This window comes from Grimontia indica (assembly GCF_000333895.2).
Taxonomy (GTDB): Bacteria; Pseudomonadota; Gammaproteobacteria; order Enterobacterales; family Vibrionaceae; genus Enterovibrio; species Enterovibrio indicus.
In genome coordinates this window covers 1-21,982 of sequence record NZ_ANFM02000026.1, presented here as the reverse complement: position 1 = coordinate 21,982, position 21,982 = coordinate 1, and the positions used below count along the sequence as shown (strand labels likewise).

At 52.6% G+C, this 21,982-nt stretch carries 22 protein-coding genes; 13 read left to right on the top strand and 9 right to left on the bottom strand.

The window, feature by feature from the left end; translation table 11 throughout:
* Positions 1-174: 174 nt before the first annotated feature.
* The 3 genes from rarD to D515_RS14770 all read left to right on the top strand — a co-directional run bounded on the left by rarD (position 175) and on the right by D515_RS14770 (position 3,528).
* Complete coding sequence (rarD, locus tag D515_RS14780; RefSeq protein ID WP_002539681.1) at positions 175-1,071, top strand: EamA family transporter RarD; 897 nt, start codon at positions 175-177, stop codon at positions 1,069-1,071.
* Between the two features lie 170 nt (positions 1,072-1,241).
* Positions 1,242-3,014, top strand: coding sequence for a gamma-glutamyltransferase (gene ggt / locus D515_RS14775; RefSeq protein WP_002539680.1), 1,773 nt, complete (start codon positions 1,242-1,244; stop codon positions 3,012-3,014).
* A 16-nt stretch (positions 3,015-3,030) separates the two neighbouring features.
* Positions 3,031-3,528 carry a DUF2780 domain-containing protein gene (locus tag D515_RS14770; protein ID WP_002539678.1) on the top strand — a complete coding sequence of 166 codons (498 nt, stop codon included), beginning with the start codon at positions 3,031-3,033 and terminating at the stop codon, positions 3,526-3,528.
* 71 nt (positions 3,529-3,599) lie between these two features.
* Here the strand turns inward: D515_RS14770 and uvrD are convergent, their stop codons facing one another.
* Positions 3,600-5,777 carry a DNA helicase II gene (uvrD, locus tag D515_RS14765; RefSeq protein WP_002539677.1) on the bottom strand — a complete coding sequence of 726 codons (2,178 nt, stop codon included), beginning with the start codon at positions 5,775-5,777 and terminating at the stop codon, positions 3,600-3,602.
* Between the two features lie 381 nt (positions 5,778-6,158).
* On the opposite strand from uvrD, the gene D515_RS14760 reads away from it, so the two are divergent.
* From D515_RS14760 to D515_RS14745, 4 genes are read left to right on the top strand one after another with little or no spacing between them, the layout of a single operon-like run.
* Complete coding sequence (locus D515_RS14760) at positions 6,159-6,419, top strand: BufA1 family periplasmic bufferin-type metallophore (RefSeq protein WP_002539675.1); 261 nt, start codon at positions 6,159-6,161, stop codon at positions 6,417-6,419.
* Between the two features lie 21 nt (positions 6,420-6,440).
* Entirely contained in the window at positions 6,441-7,292 is an 852-nt protein-coding gene (bufB, locus tag D515_RS14755; protein ID WP_039850152.1) for an MNIO family bufferin maturase, read from the top strand.
* Entirely contained in the window at positions 7,289-8,038 is a 750-nt protein-coding gene (locus tag D515_RS14750; RefSeq protein WP_002539672.1) for an HvfC/BufC N-terminal domain-containing protein, read from the top strand. Before bufB ends, D515_RS14750 begins: the two co-directional genes overlap by 4 nt.
* Before the next feature lie 20 nt (positions 8,039-8,058).
* A complete protein-coding gene (locus tag D515_RS14745) occupies positions 8,059-8,496 on the top strand; it encodes a DoxX family protein (RefSeq protein WP_002539671.1) in 438 nt (145 codons plus the stop codon).
* Here the strand turns inward: D515_RS14745 and D515_RS14740 are convergent.
* The 6 genes from D515_RS14740 to lptM are packed head-to-tail and all read right to left on the bottom strand — an operon-like array spanning position 8,493 to position 13,102.
* Positions 8,493-9,209, bottom strand: coding sequence for an HAD-IA family hydrolase (locus tag D515_RS14740; RefSeq protein WP_002539669.1), 717 nt, complete (start codon positions 9,207-9,209; stop codon positions 8,493-8,495). The genes D515_RS14745 and D515_RS14740 overlap by 4 nt on opposite strands.
* 27 nt (positions 9,210-9,236) lie before the next feature.
* Entirely contained in the window at positions 9,237-10,154 is a 918-nt protein-coding gene (gene xerC / locus D515_RS14735) for a tyrosine recombinase XerC (protein WP_002539668.1), read from the bottom strand.
* Positions 10,151-10,825 (bottom strand): DUF484 family protein, encoded by a 675-nt coding sequence (locus D515_RS14730; RefSeq protein WP_002539666.1) that lies wholly within the window; start codon positions 10,823-10,825, stop codon positions 10,151-10,153. The genes xerC and D515_RS14730 overlap by 4 nt, the downstream gene beginning before the upstream one ends.
* Positions 10,822-11,652: a diaminopimelate epimerase gene (gene dapF / locus D515_RS14725; RefSeq protein ID WP_002539665.1), complete on the bottom strand. Its 831-nt coding sequence runs from the start codon at positions 11,650-11,652 to the stop codon at positions 10,822-10,824. The genes D515_RS14730 and dapF overlap by 4 nt, the downstream gene beginning before the upstream one ends.
* A gap of 10 nt (positions 11,653-11,662) precedes the next feature.
* On the bottom strand, positions 11,663-12,916 hold the full coding sequence (gene lysA, locus D515_RS14720; protein WP_002539664.1) for a diaminopimelate decarboxylase: 1,254 nt from the start codon (positions 12,914-12,916) through the stop codon (positions 11,663-11,665).
* 24 nt (positions 12,917-12,940) lie between these two features.
* The gene (gene lptM, locus D515_RS25350; protein WP_002539662.1) at positions 12,941-13,102 is read right to left on the bottom strand and encodes an LPS translocon maturation chaperone LptM; all 162 of its coding nucleotides are present in this window, start codon (positions 13,100-13,102) and stop codon (positions 12,941-12,943) included.
* A 74-nt stretch (positions 13,103-13,176) separates the two neighbouring features.
* On the opposite strand from lptM, the gene cyaY reads away from it, so the two are divergent.
* Positions 13,177-13,488: an iron donor protein CyaY gene (cyaY, locus tag D515_RS14715; RefSeq protein WP_039850150.1), complete on the top strand. Its 312-nt coding sequence runs from the start codon at positions 13,177-13,179 to the stop codon at positions 13,486-13,488.
* 77 nt (positions 13,489-13,565) lie between these two features.
* Here the strand turns inward: cyaY and D515_RS14710 are convergent, their stop codons facing one another.
* On the bottom strand, positions 13,566-16,118 hold the full coding sequence (locus D515_RS14710; protein WP_476729714.1) for a class I adenylate cyclase: 2,553 nt from the start codon (positions 16,116-16,118) through the stop codon (positions 13,566-13,568).
* A 388-nt stretch (positions 16,119-16,506) separates the two neighbouring features.
* Here D515_RS14710 and hemC point away from each other — a divergent pair, with 388 nt between their 5' ends.
* From hemC to D515_RS25880, 5 genes are all read left to right on the top strand, one after another.
* Positions 16,507-17,442 (top strand): hydroxymethylbilane synthase, encoded by a 936-nt coding sequence (hemC, locus tag D515_RS14705; RefSeq protein WP_002539659.1) that lies wholly within the window; start codon positions 16,507-16,509, stop codon positions 17,440-17,442.
* On the top strand, positions 17,439-18,212 hold the full coding sequence (locus D515_RS14700; RefSeq protein WP_002539657.1) for a uroporphyrinogen-III synthase: 774 nt from the start codon (positions 17,439-17,441) through the stop codon (positions 18,210-18,212). The genes hemC and D515_RS14700 overlap by 4 nt, the downstream gene beginning before the upstream one ends.
* Positions 18,196-19,413, top strand: coding sequence for a uroporphyrinogen-III C-methyltransferase (locus D515_RS14695; RefSeq protein ID WP_002539656.1), 1,218 nt, complete (start codon positions 18,196-18,198; stop codon positions 19,411-19,413). The genes D515_RS14700 and D515_RS14695 overlap by 17 nt, the downstream gene beginning before the upstream one ends.
* Positions 19,410-20,597, top strand: coding sequence for a heme biosynthesis HemY N-terminal domain-containing protein (locus tag D515_RS14690; protein ID WP_002539654.1), 1,188 nt, complete (start codon positions 19,410-19,412; stop codon positions 20,595-20,597). The genes D515_RS14695 and D515_RS14690 overlap by 4 nt, the downstream gene beginning before the upstream one ends.
* A gap of 221 nt (positions 20,598-20,818) precedes the next feature.
* Entirely contained in the window at positions 20,819-20,968 is a 150-nt protein-coding gene (locus tag D515_RS25880; RefSeq protein WP_002539653.1) for a hypothetical protein, read from the top strand.
* 91 nt (positions 20,969-21,059) lie between these two features.
* Here the strand turns inward: D515_RS25880 and D515_RS14685 are convergent, their stop codons facing one another.
* Positions 21,060-21,830: a class I SAM-dependent methyltransferase gene (locus tag D515_RS14685; RefSeq protein WP_002539651.1), complete on the bottom strand. Its 771-nt coding sequence runs from the start codon at positions 21,828-21,830 to the stop codon at positions 21,060-21,062.
* Positions 21,831-21,982 lie beyond the last annotated feature (152 nt).

Sequence of the window (21,982 nt, the reverse complement as noted above, 5' to 3'; positions counted from 1 at the left end):
GTGTGCTTCAAAAAGGGAAGTCCATATACTGGCGAAAGCAGCAAAAACTTTTATATATGATGTGGATGCTGGGCTTTCACCGGAAAAATCCGCATCAAGCCCTTACTTTTCGCTGCACGCACCGCCATCAGGCGGTTTTTGCTCTTTAGCGTTTTTAGATGTAGAGATTTCGCAGTGAATGATGCGCAACAAACCCGCCGCGGCGTGATGCTGGCGCTGGGCGCTTACACCATGTGGGGCGTTGCTCCGCTTTACTTTAAGGCTCTAACCGATGTACCACCGATGGAAGTGTTGGTGCACCGCGTGATTTGGTCTTTCTTCTTCCTTGCCCTCATTCTTCATGCAAGCGGTGGTCTTGCGCGCGTCAAATTGTTACTGAAAGACAAAAAACGTCTTGGCCTTCTGACCATTACTGCCGTAGTGATTGCGGCTAACTGGCTGATTTTCATTTGGGCGGTGAAAAATGACCTGATGCTCGATGCCAGTCTCGGCTACTACATCAACCCGCTTATCAATGTGGTGCTTGGTATGGTCTTCCTCGGTGAGCGTTTCAGAAAACTACAATGGGTTGCCGTAACCTTGGCATTTCTCGGTGTGGCCATTCAGGTCATCACCTTTGGCTCACTGCCTTGGGTCGCACTGGTACTGGCGTGTAGTTTCGGCTGCTATGGCCTGCTGCGTAAGAAGATAAACGTCGATGCCGCAACCGGCCTTTTCATCGAAACTCTGGTGTTGATGCCTGTGTCGCTGATTTACCTTTTGTTTATCGCCAGCAGCACCACCTCAGACATGATGCAAAACAGCTGGGGATTGAACCTCCTTCTGGTCGCTGCCGGCGTGGTGACCACACTGCCACTGCTTTGCTTTAACGGCGCGGCGACGAAATTGCGTCTTTCAACCTTGGGCTTTTTCCAGTACATCGGCCCAACCATCATGTTCATGTTGGCCGTTGGCCTCTACAACGAGCCTTTCACGACAGATAAGGCGACCACTTTTGCCTTTATCTGGACCGCGCTGGCAATCTTTACCTTTGATGCCGTCCGGAACCGGAGCAAGCAACGCAGAAAATAAACACTCAATACGGCACCGTCAGGTGCCGTTTTCCTTTACGCCCGACAAATTCTCTATCTCTCTGCCATAGCGGGAAAAATCCATCTTCATGCCTCGATAATCCGACACTCTTCTCTTCCTTTTGCGGACTATACTCAAAGTCCAACTCTTGGGCGTTAAAAGGAATTACAATGAAAAAACACCCTACCCCTTTTCTTTCCGCACTGGCACTCAGCCTTGCACTCGCTTTTCCTGCTGCCGCCACCAACCAGGGTGAAGCCGCTGACGCCGTTGCACCGGAGCTTGCCACCGGAAGCGTGATGCGAAAAGCCGTGAAAGGTAAAGAGTGGATGGTGGCTTCTGCCAACCCCCATGCCACCAGAGCAGGTGAAGCTATGTTACGTGCTGGCGGGAATGCGATTGATGCCATGGTGGCGGTACAAACTGTCCTCGGCTTGGTTGAACCACAAAGCTCAGGTATCGGCGGCGGTGCACTGCTGGTGTATTGGGATAGCGATGCACAGGCACTCACCACGTTTGACGGACGCGAAACCGCGCCCAAAGATGCCACGCCTACGCTGTTCCAGAACGAAAATGGCGAGCCGCTGAAGTTCTATGATGCTGTGGTCGGTGGGCGCTCTGTCGGCACACCGGGCACATTACGCCTGATGCACGACACCCACGCCAAATTCGGTAACCTTTCGTGGCGCGCAGTGCTGACGCCGGCCATTGAACTGGCAGAAAGTGGCTTTGAGGTGTCACCCCGTTTGGCGGGCCTGATTGAAGGGGATGCCGACAGGCTGCGCCGCTATCCATCCACCTATCAGTTTTTTTTTGACGACAATGGTAATCCGCTCACCGTCGGTCACCGTCTGGTGAATCAGGAGTATGCCGATACCTTAAAGTTGGTCGCTCAGGACATTGATAACTTCTACGAAGGTGAGATTGCCGCCGATATCGTGGCGACAGTGCAAAACGCCGCGGGCAATCCGGGCATTTTAAGCAAAGAAGATCTGGCAGATTACCGTATTGTGGAGCGCAAACCTGTTTGCGCGCCTTACCACCAGTACCGTATTTGTGGCATGGGTCCACCAACATCAGGCGGTATTACAGTGGGGCAAATTCTGGGGGTACTGAGTCACTTCCCAATGAAGTCGCTGGGTAAAGATAATCCGGAAAGCTGGCGCTTGATTGGTGATGCCTCACGGATGGCGTTTGCAGACCGTGGCCGCTACATTGCCGACAGCGATTTTGTGCCAGTGCCAACAGAAGGTCTGCTGGCACCGGAATACCTCAAAGCCCGTGCGGAACTGATCCCAGCCGAAGGTGCCATGAAAGAGGTTAGCCCGGGCGAGCCCAAGTTCAGTCACGCCAGCGTTGCGCCAAAACTTGCCGATGACGAGTCTATTGAGTTGCCCTCCACCAGCCATTTCTCGATTGTGGATAAAGACGGCAACATCGTTTCCATCACCACCACCATCGAGAACGGGTTTGGCTCGCGCCTGATGACACGAGGCTTCTTGCTCAACAACGAGCTCACAGACTTCTCGTTCAAAACCCACGCCAACGGCTACCCGATTGCCAACCGCGTTGAACCGGGCAAACGTCCCCGCTCATCCATGTCGCCAACTATCGTGATGCGTGATGGCAAGCCATACATGGCCGTCGGTTCACCGGGCGGCAGCCGCATCATCGGCTACGTGGCGAAAACCTTGGTCGCGCACCTTGATTGGGGTCTCGACATCCAATCTGCCATCGACCTGCCTCACCTTGTAAACCGTTTTGGCACTTACGATCTTGAAGCCGGGACGGATGCAGAAAGTTTCAAGCCTGCGCTTGAAGCAATGGGATATGAAGTCAATATTCGTGACTTAACCTCGGGTATCCACGGTATTGTTATCGATAGCGGCACCTTGGTAGGCGGAGCTGACCCAAGGCGCGAAGGTTTAGTTGTGGCGGATTAACGCCAGGAGCAAAAGAATGTTGCGTAAAGTGAATATGATTGCGCTGTGTACCCTTCTGGGCGCAGCGAGTGTCCCGGCGCAGGCGACCGACTTGGGTAGCCTGCTGGGCAGTGCCGAGAAAGAAGCATCGAACCTGTTGGAAGGCGTGAGCAGCGAAACAGCCAGCAACCCGCTGACCTCTCTGCTTTCTACCGACCTTGGTGTTGACGACAAGCAAGCGGCAGGCGGTGCCGGTGCATTGCTGGCAATGGCTTACCAGACATTGGGCGAAGGCCAAAGCAGCGAACTGCTGAAAATGGTACCGGGTATGGATTCACTGACCAGTATGATCCCGGGTGATTTGGGCAGCAACTTGTCGAACATGGAGTCAGTAGACAAAGTGTTTAACATGTTGGGAATGGACTCAGGTATGGTGCAGAAATTCGCACCTGTGATTTTGAAGCACCTGACAGGTGCTGGCGCGAGTGAATCGCTCATCAGCGATCTGGCAAGTGCCTGGGGCACGCCCGCTTAATTCAACATATCGACACGCCAAAAATAAAAGGGTGGCTCAATGCCACCCTTTCTTTTTCTTCAGACCCCGAATCACATCGCCTCAAGCTTGGCGTATTGGGTTACTAGCCACTTGATGCCTTCCCCGTTAAAGGCCACCTGCACGCGACTTTGCTGGCCGCTGCCTTCAAAGTTGATGATGGTGCCTTCACCAAATTTCGGATGCAGCACACGCTGGCCGAGCGAGAATCCGGTTTGGTTGAAGTTCTCTTGAGTCTGGGTTTGCGAGAAACGCCCGGATGCTGCGGCAGGACGCGACACTTTCGCGCGCATTCGCACTTCTTCGAGACAATCTTCAGGCAGTTCTCGGATAAATCGCGACGCTTTGTGGAACATGTCTTTGCCGTAAACTCGGCGCATTTCCGCGTGGGTGATGTAGAGCTTTTTCATCGCACGGGTCATACCGACATAACAAAGGCGACGCTCTTCTTCCAAACGTCCGGCTTCTTCCGCCGACATCTGGCTTGGGAACATGCCTTCTTCCACTCCCACCATGAACACCATGGGGAATTCAAGGCCTTTGGCACTGTGCAGTGTCATTAGCTGCGCCGCATCGTCAAACTCATCCGCCTGACCTTCACCGGCTTCAAGCGCGGCATGAGAGAGGAACGCCGACAGTGGTGACATTTCTTCCTGCACCTCTTCCGGCACTTCAAACTGACGGGTTGCGGTGACCAGTTCTTCAAGGTTATCAATGCGCGCCTGCGCTTTTTCACCTTTCTCCGCTTCGTACATAGCGCGAAGGCCGGAGTGCTGGATCACGTAGTCCGTTTGCTGGAATAGCGCCATTTCGCGGGTGTCGTCTTCCAGTGCATTCACCAGCTCGACAAAACGGCGCAATGAATTTGCGGCGCGGCCTGCCAGCACCTGCTCTTCAAGCAACTGGTTACTCGCTTCCCACATGGTTGCACCGCGGTCGCGCGCAGCAAGACGGATGGTTTCGAGGGTGCGATCGCCAAGACCACGTGCTGGCGTATTGACCACGCGTTCAAAAGCCGCATCATCAAAACGGTTGCCAATCATGCGAAGGTACGCCAGCGCATCTTTGATTTCCTGACGTTCGAAGAATCGCATACCACCGTAAATGCGGTACGGCAGGCCTGCCTGAATCAAGGCCTCTTCAAGCACACGGGATTGGGCGTTGTTTCGGTATAAAATCGCGGTGTCATTCAGCGCGCCGCCTTCGTCCTGCCAGGCTTTGATTTTGCCCACTACGAAGCGGGCTTCATCCAACTCGTTAAACGCACTGTATACAGAAATTAATTCACCTTCCTGGCCTTCCGTCCACAGGCTCTTGCCCATGCGCTCTGAATTGTTTTCAATCAGGTGGTTAGACGCTTTCAGGATGTTGCCGGTCGAGCGGTAATTCTGCTCAAGACGGATGGTCTCAGCGCCAGGGAAGTCCTGCAGGAAGCGGGAGATGTTCTCGATTTTCGCGCCGCGCCAACCGTAGATGGACTGATCATCATCACCTACGATCATCACTTTGGCACTGTTGCCCGCCATCATACGCAGCCAGGCATATTGGATGTTGTTGGTGTCCTGGAACTCGTCCACCAGAATATGCTGGAAACGTGCTTGATAGTGCTCACGGATATGCTCTTTATCACGCAGCAGTTCGTGGCAACGCAGCAGCAATTCCGCAAAATCCACCAGGCCTGCACGGTCACAGGCTTCCTGATAGGCAGCGTAAACACGCAACCAGGTTTTCTCTACCGGATCAAACTGGGCATCGATGTGATGCGGACGCAGGCCTTCGTCTTTCTTGGCGTTGATGTACCAGGACGCCTGACGCGCAGGCCAATGTTTTTCATCCAGATTCTGCGCTTTGATCAGGCGGCGAAGCAGACGCTGTTGATCATCTGAGTCCAGGATCTGAAAGTCCTGCGGCAGGTTTGCATCCAGATGGTGGGCGCGGAGAATACGGTGACACAAACCGTGGAAAGTGCCGCACCAAAGACCGGAGGCCGTACCCTGCATCAACTGCTCAATACGCCCGCGCATTTCTGCGGCGGCTTTGTTGGTAAACGTTACCGCCATCACCGAAAACGGCGAGGCATATTCAACCTGCATTAACCAGGCAATACGATGAACCAGCACACGTGTTTTACCACTGCCTGCGCCCGCCAGAACCAGATAGTTGCCAAGCTGAGCAGCCACTGCCTCGCGTTGTTTGTCATTCAGACCGTCAATCAGGTGGGATACGTCCATCGTTCATTCACTGGTTATTTATACACTGGTTGAGGATTATACCCATAAACCGTCGTGAGTTGCAGATCTGCTTATCGCACTGCGCTTGTTTTTGAATCTGTAACGGCTTCTGCCTCTTTCTCACCTCATGAATAGCTTTAACGTCTACCGTTTCAAGACAAAAAACACCCAAAAATTAAAGGCAATAAAATCATAGATATAGAGGCATCTTTACTTATTCAAAGAAAAATAGGCTTAAAAAATAACCGTAATAACGAAAGTTTTTATGCCAGAGACCTATCCTTTTGGAAGAGCACTGAATAACCAACAGTGCCATCAGGGACTCCCTGAATAACCTATTGATTATCTTGATGACAAAAGTCTGTAAAGAGAGGAACCATCATGAAAAAGACCAATTTTGCTGTCGCTGCTGCTGTTACCAGTCTTCTTGCTGTCGGTGCAACTACCCTGACAGCTGCTCCCGCTCAAGCAGCAGAGAAAGAAAAATGCTACGGCGTGGTTAAAGCCGGTAAAAACGACTGTGCAACGAACAACAGTTCTTGTGCAGGTACCTCAACCAAAGATGCACAAACCGACGCATTCGTCGTAGTACCAAAAGGTCTGTGTGAGCGTCTGGTTGGCGGCTCAACCACTTCGTCTTAATTGGCACTAAAGGGTCCCGGTATGGAAAAGGTATCTCCTTGGGTGGGCGTTGGACTGAGACAGCCACACCACGATCACTTTCTTAATCATTCCCCGGATATCGGATGGTTAGAAGTACACAGTGAGAACTTTTTCCTGCCGCACTCAAAAGCCTTTGAGGCGCTGCACACCCTGCGGCGCCACTATGACGTCAGTTGCCACGGTGTGGGTTTGTCACTAGGGTCTGTCGATCCGGTGAACAAACACCACCTTGGCAAGCTGAAACAACTGGTCGACACCATCGACCCCCTCTTTATTTCCGACCATTTAAGCTGGAGCTCGGTCGACGGTGAATACTTCAACGACCTGCTGCCTCTGCCGTATACAGAAGAAGCGCTGGAGGTGTTTTGCCGCAATGTCGACGCAACGCAAGATTACCTGAGCCGCCAAATGTTGGTCGAAAACCCTTCGAGCTATCTGAGCTTCAGCCACTCCACCATTCCTGAATGGGAGTTTCTTGCCGAAGTGGCGAGGCGCACTGGCTGTGGTTTATTGCTCGATCTGAATAACATTCATGTCAGCGCCTTCAATCATGGCTTTGATACCGACACTTACCTCGCGGCAATTAATCCAGATTGGGTGCGGGAAATTCACCTGGCCGGCTTTACCGTGAAGCAGTTGGACGAAGGGGAAATCTGGATTGATACCCACAGCCAGCCAGTCTCTGAGCCTGTGTGGTCGCTTTATGAAAAGTGGATTGCCAAGCATGGCGCGCGCCATACCCTGATTGAATGGGATCGCGATATCCCCACGCCGGACGTTTTACTCGGTGAAGCGGCAAAAGCCGATCGCATCGTCAAATCCCTCTCGCCTTCCGTCAAGGAGGCCTCATGAATGCACCTAGCCTTGCTTCGCTGCAGCATCAATTTCGCGATGCCCTGCATTATGAGTCGCACGAGCTCCCTGTTGCGCAGGGCGTGACGGAGCCTGAGGCGCTGATACAGGTTTACCGCAACAACTTTGTGATGACCCTGACTGAATGCCTCGAGAACATTTACCCCGTCGCCAATGCTCTGGTGGGTGAAGAGTGCTTTCAAGCCATTGCCCGTCACCACGTACTTGGCACCACCATGGATAACGCCTGCGTCGATCGCTATGGCGCCGGGTTTGCTGACACCATTCGCGCGCTGCCCAACATCATCGAAACCGTGCCGTATCTTGCAGATATCGCTGAGATTGAATGGCATATCCAATGCGTGAACAGAGCACCATTGTCTGAGGCTTTTCCGGTCGAGGCCTTGTCAGAAGTAACACCGGAAGATTTTCCGCGTATTCAACTGGCGGTTTCTCCCGCATCCGCCGTGATGAAAAGTGACTTTGCTGTCGCCACACTCTGGCAAGCGGTCAGCAATCAGGATGAGGAAGCATTGAATCAGCTGGATTTGATGCGTCCTGAAGCCCTGCTGGTGCAGAAAGATGACGAAGGGATCAGTGTCACCACTATCAGCGATGAAGAAGCCTCGCTGATCCTCGCTTGTAAAGATTTCGCGTTTGGGGAGATTGACCCCGAGCTTTTGCCACACATTTCCGGCGCCATGCTACGCGGTGTTTTCAGCAGCTTTGCACTGGCCAGTGATTAACAAGAAAAAGGAAATCGCACATGTTCGCTGTGATCAATAAAATCGACGACTTGATGGAATCTGCACTAAAGCCTTTGGTTCCAGTTCTTCTGCTGGTTAGCCGCCTCTGGGTAGCCTGGGTGTTTTTCAAATCTGGCCAAACCAAAATCGCCAGTTGGGACAGTACCCTGTTCCTGTTTGAATACGAATATCAGGTACCATTTCTTCCTTGGGAAATGGCGGCCTACCTCGGCACGGCGGCGGAACTCATTTTACCTATCTTCCTGGCACTCGGCCTTCTCACTCGCCCAGCGGCTTTTGCCCTGTTTGCCTTTAACATTGTTGCGGTGGTGTCTTATCCGGCGCTGTGGCCAAAAGGCTTTTTCGACCACCAGATGTGGGGCGTGATGCTGCTCGTCACCATGATTTGGGGACCTGGCATGGCAGCAGTCGATAACTGGTTGAAGAACCGTAACTAGCCCAGCAAGAGCAACTCGGATAGGTTGGAAACTTCCACGTCCGGCAGTAACGAAGCGCGCCGCTGCAATGTCAGCGGCGTTTTTGTGTCGTTAAACCAACACGCTTTAAAGCCCGCCAGTTTCGCTCCGCGCACATCGGCTTTGAGGTGATCGCCAACATGGAGAATGGTGTCTGCGGGAATATTCAGGATGGATTGCGCCTTGGTAAACAGTGCGCCGTCAGGTTTCGCTGCACCGTCCGGCCCGGCCTGAAGCACCTGCTTGAATAGCGACGTCAGGCCCAGCTTGTCACAATCAACATTCCCGTTGGTGATCGCCACCAGCGGATAGCGGGCAGCCAGTTCGCCCATGATCTGCATCGCTTCTTCCGGCACGGTAAAATTACTGCGCTCATGAAGGAAAAATGCCACGCCATCATCAGCCAGAGATTTGGCGTCTGCCTCGCAAAGGCCACAGCGTAAAGCCGCCAGGGTAAGTTGGGCACGACGGATTTCAGTGACAAAACCCACCAGCGAGGCATTCGCTGCAATCACTTCTGCGCGCATCACCTGCCACTGCGGCCAGTCAAAATCAACCATCGCCGGGCAGCGCGCTTCCAGCCAATCCAGCAACATTTGCTCTGCACGGATAATCACCACCCGGTTGTCATAAAGGGTGTCATCCAAATCAAAGGTCATGGCAGAGATAGGTTGCCAGCGGCGATAGAACTTCATGCGCGCTCCTTGCAGTGAGTAGTGCGGTTAGTCGTCGTTTTTACGCTTCCGCGCTCTGGGGTGCGCGGCGTCGTACACTTTAGCCAGGTGCTGAAAATCGAGGTGGGTATAAACCTGAGTGGTGGAGAGGTCAGCGTGGCCCAGAAGCTCCTGCACCGCCCTCAAGTCACCGGAAGATTCCAGCATGTGGGTAGCAAAACTATGACGCAATTTGTGGGGGTTGATATGGCTGCTGACCGCCTGTTTCTGTCCCCATTCCGCCATACGTTTTTGTACGCTGCGCGGAGAGATACGGTTTCCCAGCTTCGACAGGAAAAGGGCATCTTCCGGCCCTTTAAGCAGTTGGTTACGTACTTTCAGCCAGTTAAACAGCCACTCTTTCGCCATACCAGTGAAAGGCACAACACGCTCTTTGTCGCCTTTACCGATTACACGCAAATCACCCTTACGCATCGCCACATCGCGAACGTTAAGGCCAATAAGCTCAGACAGACGAAGTCCTGCGCCATACATCAGCTCCATCATGGCGCGATCGCGCACGGCTAATGGATCGTCTGCATCCACTGACAGCAACTGATTCACTTCATCGACATCAAGGTTCTTTGGCAGCGTGCGACCTTGCTTGGGCGCTGCGACGCCTTTCGCGGGATTCGCCGCCAGTGCGCCGTCTGACACCATAAAATCAAAGAAGCTGCGAAGGGCTGACAGGCGAAGCGCAATGCTGCCCGCTTTCAGACGTTCGCGCTTGGCTTGGGCTGCAATCTGGCGCACCCATGCGGCATCGACATCCTGCCATTTGGTCACGCCAGCCCCTACCAGAAACTCAGCACTGGCAGTCAGTTGTTGGCGGTAATTGTTTTCAGTGTGGCGGCTTAAGCCCCGCTCGCGGATCATGTAATCAAAGAATCGCGCCAGCGGTTTTCCGATGCTGGCAGGCAAACTCATTCGTTCGCCTGCCACTTAGTGAGGAGGATGGCGATGTGCTCGGCGATCTGTTCGACGAACAGAGTATCCATGCTTGGCTGGAAGTGACCGCCATCTTGGCTGGCAAAAGTCAGGAAACCCAGTTCTTTGCCTTTAAACACAGGAACTAGCGCATAAGAGCCAAGCTCAGGTGCCTGAGTTACAAACTGGTCGCCATCGACTTTGCGCAACCTGCCCAGGTAGATGCGCTGGCCGCAGAAATGCGCCGCTTTCACCGCATCCACACTCTTTCGGTTTAACTGGTGGTGTCCACCGTCATAGAGACGAAGGCTCACAACCAGGTGCAGTGAGTTGGCAAGTTCCAGCAAGGCTTTATGAATATCGTCTTCACTTTCTGCCGCAAACAACGCCTTATGCGCGTGGGAGAAAGCGCGAAACAGGTTTTCATTGCCTGCCGCGATACTCATCAACTGGGTAATATCTTCTTCAAGCTCGGCCACACGCTCACGCAAACGGCCAAGTTGGATTTCGACGAGAGATACCGCACCACGCTCAGCATGAGGCACTCTCAATTGCGCCGCCAGTTGAGGTTGGCGGTGGAAGAAGTCTGGATTGTCTTTCAGAAAAGCGGCCACGGCTTCTTCGGTCAATGCCTCAGCCAGTGGCCCTTCGAGCTTGGAAAGCTCCGTCATACTGTTATCTGTCCATCGTATACGTGTGAAGCCGGACCCGTCATGTAAAGCGGATGCCCTACGCCTTTCCAGCGTATTTTCAGATCGCCGCCCGGCAAGTGCACTTTCACCGACTCATCAAGCAAACCCTGCAAAATGCCTACAGCGACTGCTGCACAAGCACCACTGCCACACGCCTGAGTTTCGCCCGCACCGCGCTCGTAAACGCGAAGACGGATTTCATTGCGCGATACCACCTGCATAAAGCCAGCGTTAACACGCTCAGGGAAACGCTCGTGGGATTCCACCAGCGGACCCAGACCTTCCACGTCATAAGTATCGACGTCATCGACCACAGTGACGCAATGTGGGTTGCCCATACTGACCGCGCCCACAAACAGGGTTTTATCTTCTACACGTAAAATATAGGTTTTTTCTTCAGCATTTGCGCGGAAGGGGATTTTAGACGGCGCCCAGATAGGCTCACCCATATTGGCAGTAACCAGCTCGTCACTGTCCATCTTGAGTATCATCTTGCCGCCTTTGGTGCTGACCTGAATTTGGTTTTTGTTGGTCAGCCCTTTCATCCGCACAAAACGGGCAAAGCAGCGCGCACCATTGCCGCACTGCTCCACTTCGCTGCTGTCAGCATTAAAAATCCGGTAATGGAAATCACTTTCCGGATCATACGGTGGCTCAACCACCAACAGCTGATCAAACCCCACGCCGGTATTTCTGTCCGCCAGACGGCGGATCATGTCCGGAGAGAAGTATGCATTTTGCGTCACGCAATCAACGACCATAAAGTCGTTGCCGAGACCATGCATTTTGGAAAATTGTATCTGCATCCGGATCCTTTTACTCAGGCAGTACCTGTTCTAACTCCCACAGTGATGCCAGCGGCTCACGCTGACGCACCAGGTGGGATTGGTCGCCATCTACCATCACTTCTGCCGCACGGCAGCGGGTGTTGTAGTTAGACGACATCACAAAGCCATAAGCACCTGATGAACGCACCGCCAGCAGGTCGCCTGCTTCAAGCACCAGCGCGCGGTCTTTACCGAGGTAATCGCCGGTTTCGCACACAGGACCAACCAAATCATAAGTTTTGGCTTCACCCTGACGTGGCTGTACGGGAACAATATCCTGCCAAGCCTGATAAAGCGCAGGACGCAATAAATCGTTCATCGCCGCATCAATGATGGCGAAATTCTTTTCTTCGTTGTGCTTGAGGAACTCAACCTTGGTCAGCAGCACACCGGCATTAGCGGCGATCGCACGACCCGGCTCAAACACCAGCTCGATATCCTGATGGTTCGACAAACGGTCAAGCAAGGCTTTCGCATAGTCAGACGGCTCTGGCGGTTTCTCGTCGCTGTAAGTCACGCCGAGACCACCACCTACATCAAGGTGATCGATAGAGATGCCATCCTGTCCCAGCGCATCAATCAGCGCCAGCAAACGATCAGTAGACTCGATAAACGGAGCCAGCTCAGTCAGCTGTGAACCGATATGACAGTCAATACCATGCACAGAAAGGTGTGGCAGGCTGTTCGCGTATTGGTAAACCTCACGGGCTCTATCAAACGCGATGCCGAATTTGTTTTCTTTCAGACCGGTAGAAATATAAGGGTGGGTTTTGGCATCCACGTCTGGGTTGATGCGCAGGCTGATTGGCGCCACTTTACCCAGCTCGCCCGCCACTTTGTTCAGGCGATCAAGCTCAGCTTCTGATTCGACGTTGAAGCACTTAATGCCCAGTTCCAGCGCGCGCGCCATTTCCGGTTCGGTTTTACCCACGCCAGAGAACACCACTTTCTTCGGATCGCCGCCAGCCGCCAATACGCGCTCCAGCTCTCCCTGTGAAACGATGTCAAAACCTGAGCCCAGACGCGCCAATACATTCAGTACGCCAAGGTTACTGTTTGCCTTCACGGCATAACAAATCAGGTGCGGATGGTCACCCACGGCTTTATCAAACGCATGCCAGTGACGCTCCAGCGTCGCACGCGAATATACGTAAAGCGGTGTGCCGTATTGCTCTGCAAGCTGCGCCAGTGGCAGATCTTCTGCCCACAGTTGCCCGTCATCCTGATAATTGAAGTAGTCCAACGTTGTCCTTCCCTGTCCAAAGTTTTATGGCTGAGTGGATTCCTGAGTATCCTGCGGCGTTTCCGAATTGACCTGCTCATTTTGCGCGGGTACATCTTCTGGAAAGTAGAGGGGTCCTTGCTGACCGCATGCCGAAATCAGGGCTACTGTTGCCAGCGCGGCAAGTTTCAGGGTTAATCGCATCATTTCTGCCAGTGATCTAAAAGTTAATGCCCTCTATAATCGCATCAACGCACTGAAAAGCAATAGGACGACTGAGAATGAACACAAGCCAATACCATGAACTGGTTGACGAGCAATGGATGGCGATTGAAGACGGCATCGACGAGAGTGGCGCGGATATCGATTACGAAACGAATGGTAATGTTCTGACACTGGATTTTGAAGATCGCAGCCAGATCATCATCAACCGTCAGGAACCGATGAAAGAGATCTGGTTGGCATCGCGCTCAGGCGGCTTCCATTTCAGCTACCAGGACGGCCAATGGCTGTGCAGCAAGAGTGGCATGGAATTTATGGATATGGTGAAGCAAGAATGTTCCAAACACGCTGGCGAGAGTGTGGACTGGTAACAAGCTGCTTGATTTAAAGTGTATTAATAAAGGCTGACAGCATGTGTTGTCAGCCTTTTTTCTAAAATCGGGATTGATCAGCGGGACGCGTATTGGGCGGCGTCAGTATTCGCATCAGCACGTTGCCACTGACGCTCACTCTTGTAGGGAATCACCTGCGCACGACCATCGGCTTGATGGATGATGTCGTAAAACTGTGGCAGGTTGAAATTCACGCCTTTACCGGCAAAGTTAGCGGTTTCCTGTGAGGAGGTATAGAAGCGGTTTACGCCCTGCACCATCTCTTCTTTGTCACCGCTGCACTGGCGATACACTTCCACGCGGTTGTTTTCATCCAGCACATAGATGTGAAATCCATCATCGCAATCTTCAAAGAAGAACTGGATAAGACCTTCACTGGCGTAAGCATCGACCACTTCCGGCGGATGGATATCAGCGTCTTTGTCCAATACCACGACCGGTGAACCGTGAACCTTATTGGTCGAAATCGAACGGTAGAACTCGACGGAGTTTTCCAGCTTCTGCACTGACACACCTCGGCGCTCGAAGAACAGGCCGAAGGTTTGGTCTGCCACACGAATCGCTTTAAAGCGGCGGCGTTTTTCCTGATCGACCGGTTTCAGGCGCATGTCGATACACTCTGCCACCAGTTGGTAAACCAGGTTACGAATCAAACCACGCATCTTGCCCGCATAACAGAACACATCCACTGACTCAGGTGGAATGGCATCCTGGTGCATCTTACCCAGCAAAGTTTTCAGCACGTCGAGAATGGCGTTCTCACCCTTGAAGTTAAGGGTACGCACTTCGTTCCAGCTGTTGCGGTAAACCAAATCAACACTGCCAACCAAACACTGCTGCTCAGCGCCGTAGCTGAAAATGTCTGTGTTTTTGAAATCAAAACGCACCGCAGGCTGTTTAAGCTCTGTGGTCGGGTCATTTTCAAGGTTGATGAACAGCGCCAGTTTACGCACTTCACAAGGGCTCGACAGCGCCTGCAGCGAAGGCTGCGGACGACGCACCGAGAAGGTGTTACGAAGGTCACTGACCAATTGGTAAAGCTTGTCGATGTCGACATCGCTGTTACGTGCCACTGAATGCAGGCGGCTTGATTCGGTCAACAAACCATTGAAATACGCCCACGCCACCAGCTTTGACAGGTAACGGTTATGTTCGAGCGGCGAACGGCCGATGATTTCGACAGGCTTCAGTGATTGCTTATAGAGATACCAACCCGGCGGGTTACTGCGCCCTTCTGGCACCTGAATAAAGCTCAAGTCCGCTTCGTGCAAATCCGGAGACAGTTGCGGGTTGAGCAGGGTCACTTTGCCCGGCAATACCTCAAACGCAGCATAAAGCTTACGGGCCAGAATACTGATGTCTTCAGGGCTAATTGCAGAAGTGATGTCATTGCGGCGCGCGAAACGGATAAGGTTTCGATAGCTCAGCATTAAGGCTTCAAGCAGCTCGTTGTGCGCTTCTTTAACCTCTTCCACTTTCCAGTTACGGCGATTATCCAGACGCGCGATGTCTTCCTGCGTCCAGCCCCATTCACGGGTCAGGATACACAGTACTTCACGGCGCCATGGCACAGAGCCAGGGCCCGGTTCGCGGGTCAGTTTTTCGTGGGTTTTGAGGTAGAAGCAGCGACGCACCAGATCAAGACGGCGGTGGTCATCGATGCGCTCAAGATAGCGGGTGACTTTCTCCAGCATCAGGTAATAAGCGTCAGACTGGTAAACGTCCAACATGCCAGAGAAGAAACGGCGTTTGCCGTCAACGCTCAAAAGCTGGGTACCTGGGTATTCCCAAGAGTAGGCTTCAAGCAGAATCGCTTTCAGTACCGACTTATAAGGTGAATCGATACTTTTATACAGTTGCCAGAGGCTGGAGCCGAAGTACTCTTCCGCCGGGATCGATGGCAAACCGCCAAAGTCCACCCAGTCTTCGCGTTTTATCGCGCCACTGGCAATCATCTCTCCGACGTAATCTTCGTAGCAACCTTCCATCTCCGGTGGCACCAAATACCAAAGCAGATGTTGGCCGGCGAGATGCACGGCGGATCGGTAGAATTCATCGAGCAGCAGGTAGTGTTGGGTAGAGCCACAGTTTTCTGTGGTCATCGCCTGCGCCATGTTCTGGCGGAAACGCTGCTCGCAAATCACAAAGAAGTTCACTTCCACACCCTGAGACATCGCCCAGTCGGAAATCAGTGAACATTTAGCGTCCAGCATGTCACGTTCGTCGTGCGCCACCCAATCCTGCACACAGACCCAGATATCCAGGTCACTGGTAAGGCTTTGGCCCATTGATGCAGTACTACCCATCGAGAACAAACCTTTAATAGGGTGCTCTTGGGAAAATGGCTTAACTGGTGATGGGGTATTCAGAGCGAGGGCGCAATCGTTGACGAAGTCTTGCTGAACGTCTGAAAGGGAGAAATTGCAGATACCATGGACGACGCTACGTTCTAAGTAACCAGGGACAGCAGGATGATTAAAGTGCAGCAAGGCAGGCAATACGTTAAAGACATTAACGGCCTGAGAGTGCATAGCGCTTCGTGCGCGCTCCAACCTAACGTGGTTGAAGGCATTAAGACGCTCTAATTGCTGATCAACATAGTTTTGCAAGATAAACATCCAAAGTTGCCGACATCCTAGTCAACGTAACGGGAGCTGAATCTAAAAGACTTCGGCGCCCATGGATAAAAACGTGATCAATCTAACAGTTTTTCTTTGGAGCGTAAAGCGAGCAATGACTCATCATTTCTGCTTCACTTTGCTCACTATATGACCAAAACTGTGAGAGAGACAACGCTTTATCTCAAATTTGATTCGAAATAAGGTGAACCACGTTGGGTTTTACCCCTGTGAATCGCCCCAAAAACATGATCCATATCACATCATCATAGCCGAAGCCGCGTGGATTCGCACCTTTTTATCGCCACTATCACCTTAAGTTCTCAAGGAATAACAAGGGGTGGTACGATTAGCGTAAGCAAATCAAATGGACGCAACTATGACTTCAACACCCATCCGCATCGCCACCCGCCAGAGCCCACTTGCCCTATGGCAGGCTGAATTTGTTAAAGCCGCTCTGGAAGAAACCCATCCGGGTTTGGTTGTGGAGCTGGTTCCTATGGTGACCAAAGGCGACATCATTCTCGACACTCCACTGGCCAAAGTTGGCGGTAAAGGACTGTTCGTGAAAGAGCTGGAGCAGGCAATGCTGGATGGTCGTGCAGATATCGCAGTCCATTCCATGAAAGACGTGCCGGTAGAGTTCCCTGAAGGGCTGGGGCTGGTCACTATCTGTGAGCGTGAAGACCCACGTGACGCCTTTGTTTCCAACAATTATGAAAGCATCAATGCACTACCAGAAGGTGCGGTTGTCGGTACATCAAGCCTTCGCCGCCAGTGCCAGGTTCGTGCCATGCGCCCTGATTTGGTGGTGAAAGATCTACGCGGCAACGTCGGCACCCGCTTGGGCAAACTGGATAATGGTGAATACGACGCCATCATTCTTGCATCAGCAGGTCTGAAACGTCTGAATCTTCACGACCGTATCCGCAATGAAATTGAACCGGAAGAAATTCTGCCAGCGGTTGGCCAAGGCGCAGTTGGCATTGAGTGCCGTCTGGATGATGAACGCGTCCGTGCGCTGCTGGAACCATTGGCCGATGCCAACACCACTTACCGCGTGCTGTGTGAGCGTGCGATGAACAACCGCCTGATGGGTGGGTGTCAGGTGCCGATTGGCAGCTACGCAGAAATCCACGGCGACCAAATTCATCTGCGCGCACTCGTTGGTGAGCCAGACGGCAGCAAAATCGTCAGCGGTGAAGTGACGGGCCCGCTTGAAAAAGCGGAAGAGCTCGGCACTGGCCTTGCTGAACAGCTGCTTGAAGATGGTGCCCGCGTGATTCTGGAAAAACTGTATCAGGACGAAGTATGACCGTACTGGTGGTGCGCCCCGCACCTGCCTGCTATGAACTTGCTGAAACGCTGAACCAATCAGGAATAAAGGCGCTTCCCGCGCCTTTATTGTCTTTTTCCGCCGGAAACGATCTTCCCTCTCTGACTCATCACCTTAATACACTCCCTTCACACAGCGTAGTCGTGGCGGTGAGTCCCCGCGCGATTGAATACGCCCATCAACAACTTCAGGACGAAAACGCCAGCTGGCGTGACGATCTGCATTATGTCGCAGTCGGAGAAAAAACAGCGCAAGTCTGGAAAGCCAAAAGCGGTGTGGATGCGATTCAGCCACCGACAGAAGACAGCGAAGGCATGGTGTCCTTGTCTTTTTTCGAAAAGCCGGAAAGTCTTCAGGTCGTGATCTTGCGTGGTAACGGCGGACGGGCACTATTGGGCGACACTCTGACAAATCACGGCGCCAAGGTGCGCTATTTTGAAGCCTATCAACGACATTGGACCAGTGAGTCCCTATCATCACTGGCTATGCAATGGCGAGCGGAAAATGTCGATACTCTGGTCATCACCAGTGGCGAACAACTTTCGCTTTTGTGCCAGACAATCTCAGAGTGTGACCAGCAATGGTTACGAGAATGCCATATACTGGTGCCTAGCAAACGGATTTACAATCAAGCAATTGGCCTTGGTTTTAATGCAATCAGCTGCGTAAACAGCGCCTCCAATCACGCCCTGTTTCACGCGTTAAACGAGATGATTAACTCGGGACATTCGGATGACAGACAACAATAAGACTTCAGGCACGGATAAAGACACGTCGGCGCCAGCATCCCCTACCGGCAAGGAAACGCCATCGTCTTCCAAGCAAAGCGGTAAGCCTTCTGCGACCGACAAATCCGCTGCCAAGTCCACGCCTGCTGATACGCCGGCCAGTGACAAAAACACTGCAACGCCGCCCCCTGCCACCCAAGAGAAAAAAGGTGGTAACAAACTTTCTGTGGTTGCCATTGTGTTGGTGATTGCACTCGGCGGTGGCCTTTACTACCACGGCCACCAGCAAAGCCAACAGCTCACAGCCAACATCTCTGCATTAACGGATGAAATTAGCTCACTGAAATCGGCGCTGGCTGACAGCGAAAAGCAAAGCCAGGAAGCGGTGAAAAAAGCCGTGCAGGATACTCAAGTGCTGATTGAACAGCAGGACACCACCATTCAGAGCCTGCAATCTGCGCTGGCTGATGTGAAAGGCCGTCGTCCGAATGACTGGCTGTTAGCGGAAGCGGATTACCTGGTGAATCAGGCCGCACGTAAGCTTTGGCTGGAACACGACGTGCTGACGGCGACCACCCTGATGCAAAATGCCGATCAACGCATTGCTGAGCTTAATGACCCGTCGCTGACTCCAATCCGTCAGGCGATGGCAAAAGACATCCAGCAATTGAAAGCAGTGAAGCGCATAGACCGCGACGGTATTGTGCTTCGCCTGAACTCGCTTCAACAGGAAGTCGACAAACTGCCGCTGGCCAATGCCATCATGCCAGAAGCGGAAGAAGTCGCACCGCAGCAGGTTTCTGGCAATGTCGACGACTGGCAGCAAAACCTGAAAGCCTCTTTAAGTGATTTCGTCGGTCAGTTCATCACCTACCGCAAACGTGAAGGCGACGTGGTACCGCTGCTCACCCCGGCGCAAACTTTCTATCTGCAGGAAAACCTCAAGGCGAAGCTGGATCAGGCCGTGACCTCGGTATACCGCGAGAATGGCCGCTTGTATGCAGAGTCACTGAAAACCGCGAAAGACTGGGCAGAGCGTTTCTACAATCAGGATGCTGATATCACCAAGAGCTTCATTGCGACCCTGACCAACCTCAGCCAGCAGACTATTGAAGTCAGCTACCCTGAGGCACTGGAGAGCCAAGCACTGATTAGTGACATGCTGGCTGACCGTCTTCGCCGCGATTTAGCGCCGCTGCAAACCGGGGAGAATAACCAATGATTAAAATTCTCCTGCTGGTTATCGCGCTGATTGCAGGCCTGATTGTCGGGCCGGATTTGGCGGGTAATCAAGGTTACGTGCTGATTTCCGCAGCTAACCAAACCATCGAGATGAGTGTATCCACGCTCATCATTCTGGTGGTATTCGCTTTTGCTGCACTGTTCATCCTTGAATGGCTCATTCGCAAAATCTTCTCGCTTTCAAGTTCAACCCGCGGCTGGTTTTCCGGCCGTAAGAGTAAGAAAGCACGCGCGCTGACCAACGATGGCTTGCTGAAACTGCTGGAAGGTGACTGGAAACAGTCCGAGAAACTGGTGATGAAAGGGGCTGCCCACAGCGATGCCCCTTTATTGAACTACCTGGCAGCAGCAGAAGCAGCGCAAGGCCGTGGCGACGTGGACAGCCGTGACCGTTACCTGCAGCAGGCGGCGGATTTTGGGACTGATCGTCTGGCAACCTCACTGACCCGCGCCAAACTGCAATTTCGCCAAGGTCAATATGAAGAAGCGCTCGCGAGCCTTCAAGGGTTGGTCGATGCCAATCCGCGCAACCCGATTCTGCTGAACTTGCTGAAAGATACCTACCTACAGCTTCAGGACTGGCAAGCTCTGCTGCGTTTGATGCCATCACTGAAACGTGTAAAAGCCGTAACTGAAACGGAAGCAGAAAAGCTGGAGTTGAAAGCCGAATGTGGCCTGATGGCTCACATCGCGACACAGAAAGGCAGCGACGGCCTTCTGGCTCACTGGAACAGCCTAAGCCGCGCAGCACGTCAGCAACCCAAGCTGATTGCCTGTCTGGTGAAACAGTTGATTTCACGTCATGCCGATTCAGAGGCTTACATCATTCTGCGTGAGAACCTGAAAAAGCATCCGGATGAAACCCTGATTTCTCTGGTGCCTGAGCTGAAACTGCCTGATTACCATCCGGCTATTCTCAAACTTCAGGAGCTGCTGCGCTACAACGAGAATAACCCGGTGACACACAGCGCATTGGGTCAGCTCTACTTCCGTGAAGGAAAATGGACAGAGGCTCGCACTCACTTTGAAAAAGCGTTGGAAATTCGCCCAGATGTGACCGATTACGCTTGGCTGGTGGATACGTTAGAAAAACTTAACGAGTCCGGTGCTGCAAACAGTCTTTCCCGCGAAGCCCTCAAGCTTGCTCTGCCTCACAAAGAGTGAAACATTTCACGAACAAAAAACGCTCGAAAGGGCGTTTTTTTATTCACGATTTTCGCACTCAGACTCAAAAACAACCCAAGTTGTTTCAAGCTGTTAATAATGATTAACTGCTATTTACCAGCCATTGTTAAGACAAAGTAGCTGTTATCAAATAGGGGCGTAACAAATTATATTTTGCCGGTTTCAGTTGTTAATCAATTCGCAGGCTTTTATCAGTCAGCATGAGCAACAAATGGCGTCGGCTTTGCCAATCCCTTTTGAAAGTGAGCCCGCCCATCATGGATATGTTACCTTGGATCCTGGTGTCAGGCCTGTTGGTTTCAGTTGTTACTGGTCTGCTGACAGTTCTGCTGGTTAAAGGTATGGAGTAATCCGACCCTTTGCACCCCACGCCTCCGCTTCGGAGGCGTTTTGGTTTCTGGCGGAGAGGAATCTGGGTCTGTCGACCTTTGGTGATTGGGACTATCGCATCGCTGCTTTCACATAGACGTCAAAGCGGTTCTTCTTGGTTTCAATTTGAGTAGACGGCGTTTTACCAGCCAGAAACTTGGCATAATCCGGACGCTTAACCACCACACGCTTGGTCGCCAGTGTATAAGCTGGCTCATACAGACCATCTGCGTCGTCATCTGCGCCTACCAGCGACTGGAAAACACGCATCTCTTTTTTGACCAATGCTGACTTTTTCTTATGCGGGTACATGGGGTCGAGATACACCACATCCGGGCGTTCCAGATTTTCGTCATCAACAAGCTTCACCAGTGCATCATGGCTTGAAGCATGCAGAAGCGACATGCGCTCACTCACCCAACCGCCGATTTCCGGATCCACTTTGGCACGGGCAAGGCCATCATCCAGCAGCGCCGCAACCACAGGGTGACGCTCAACCATCTGTACCTTACAACCAAGAGACGCCAGCACAAAAGCATCGCGCCCCAATCCTGCTGTGGCATCCAGTACCGTTGGCGTCGCGCCTTTGTTGAGTCCGACTGCTTTAGCGATCGACTGCCCTTTCCCGCCCCCGAATTTACGGCGATGACCTACAGCACCGCCCACCAAATCGACGAAAACCGCGCCGAGCTTTGGCTCGTCCAGCTTTCGAAGCTCCAATTGATTTTCGGTCAGTACTAACGCAAACAGGGCGTTCTCATCGTGGGTCAGTCCCCAACGGTTGGCAATCTGGTTAAGGATGTCAGCGCGTTCTGGCGCTTCGCAGGTTAAAGCTATCTGCACCTGGGTTCTCCGGCGTAATATTCGCCGTGAGTATATAACGAAAGGGTGAGGTTTGAGGAGAAATAGAAAGCTGGGCGCGGCCCTTGTAGGGGCTGTTGACCTTTGGTGGTGATTTTTGCAGCAGTTTGTGGGGATTTTATGCAAGGCAGAGG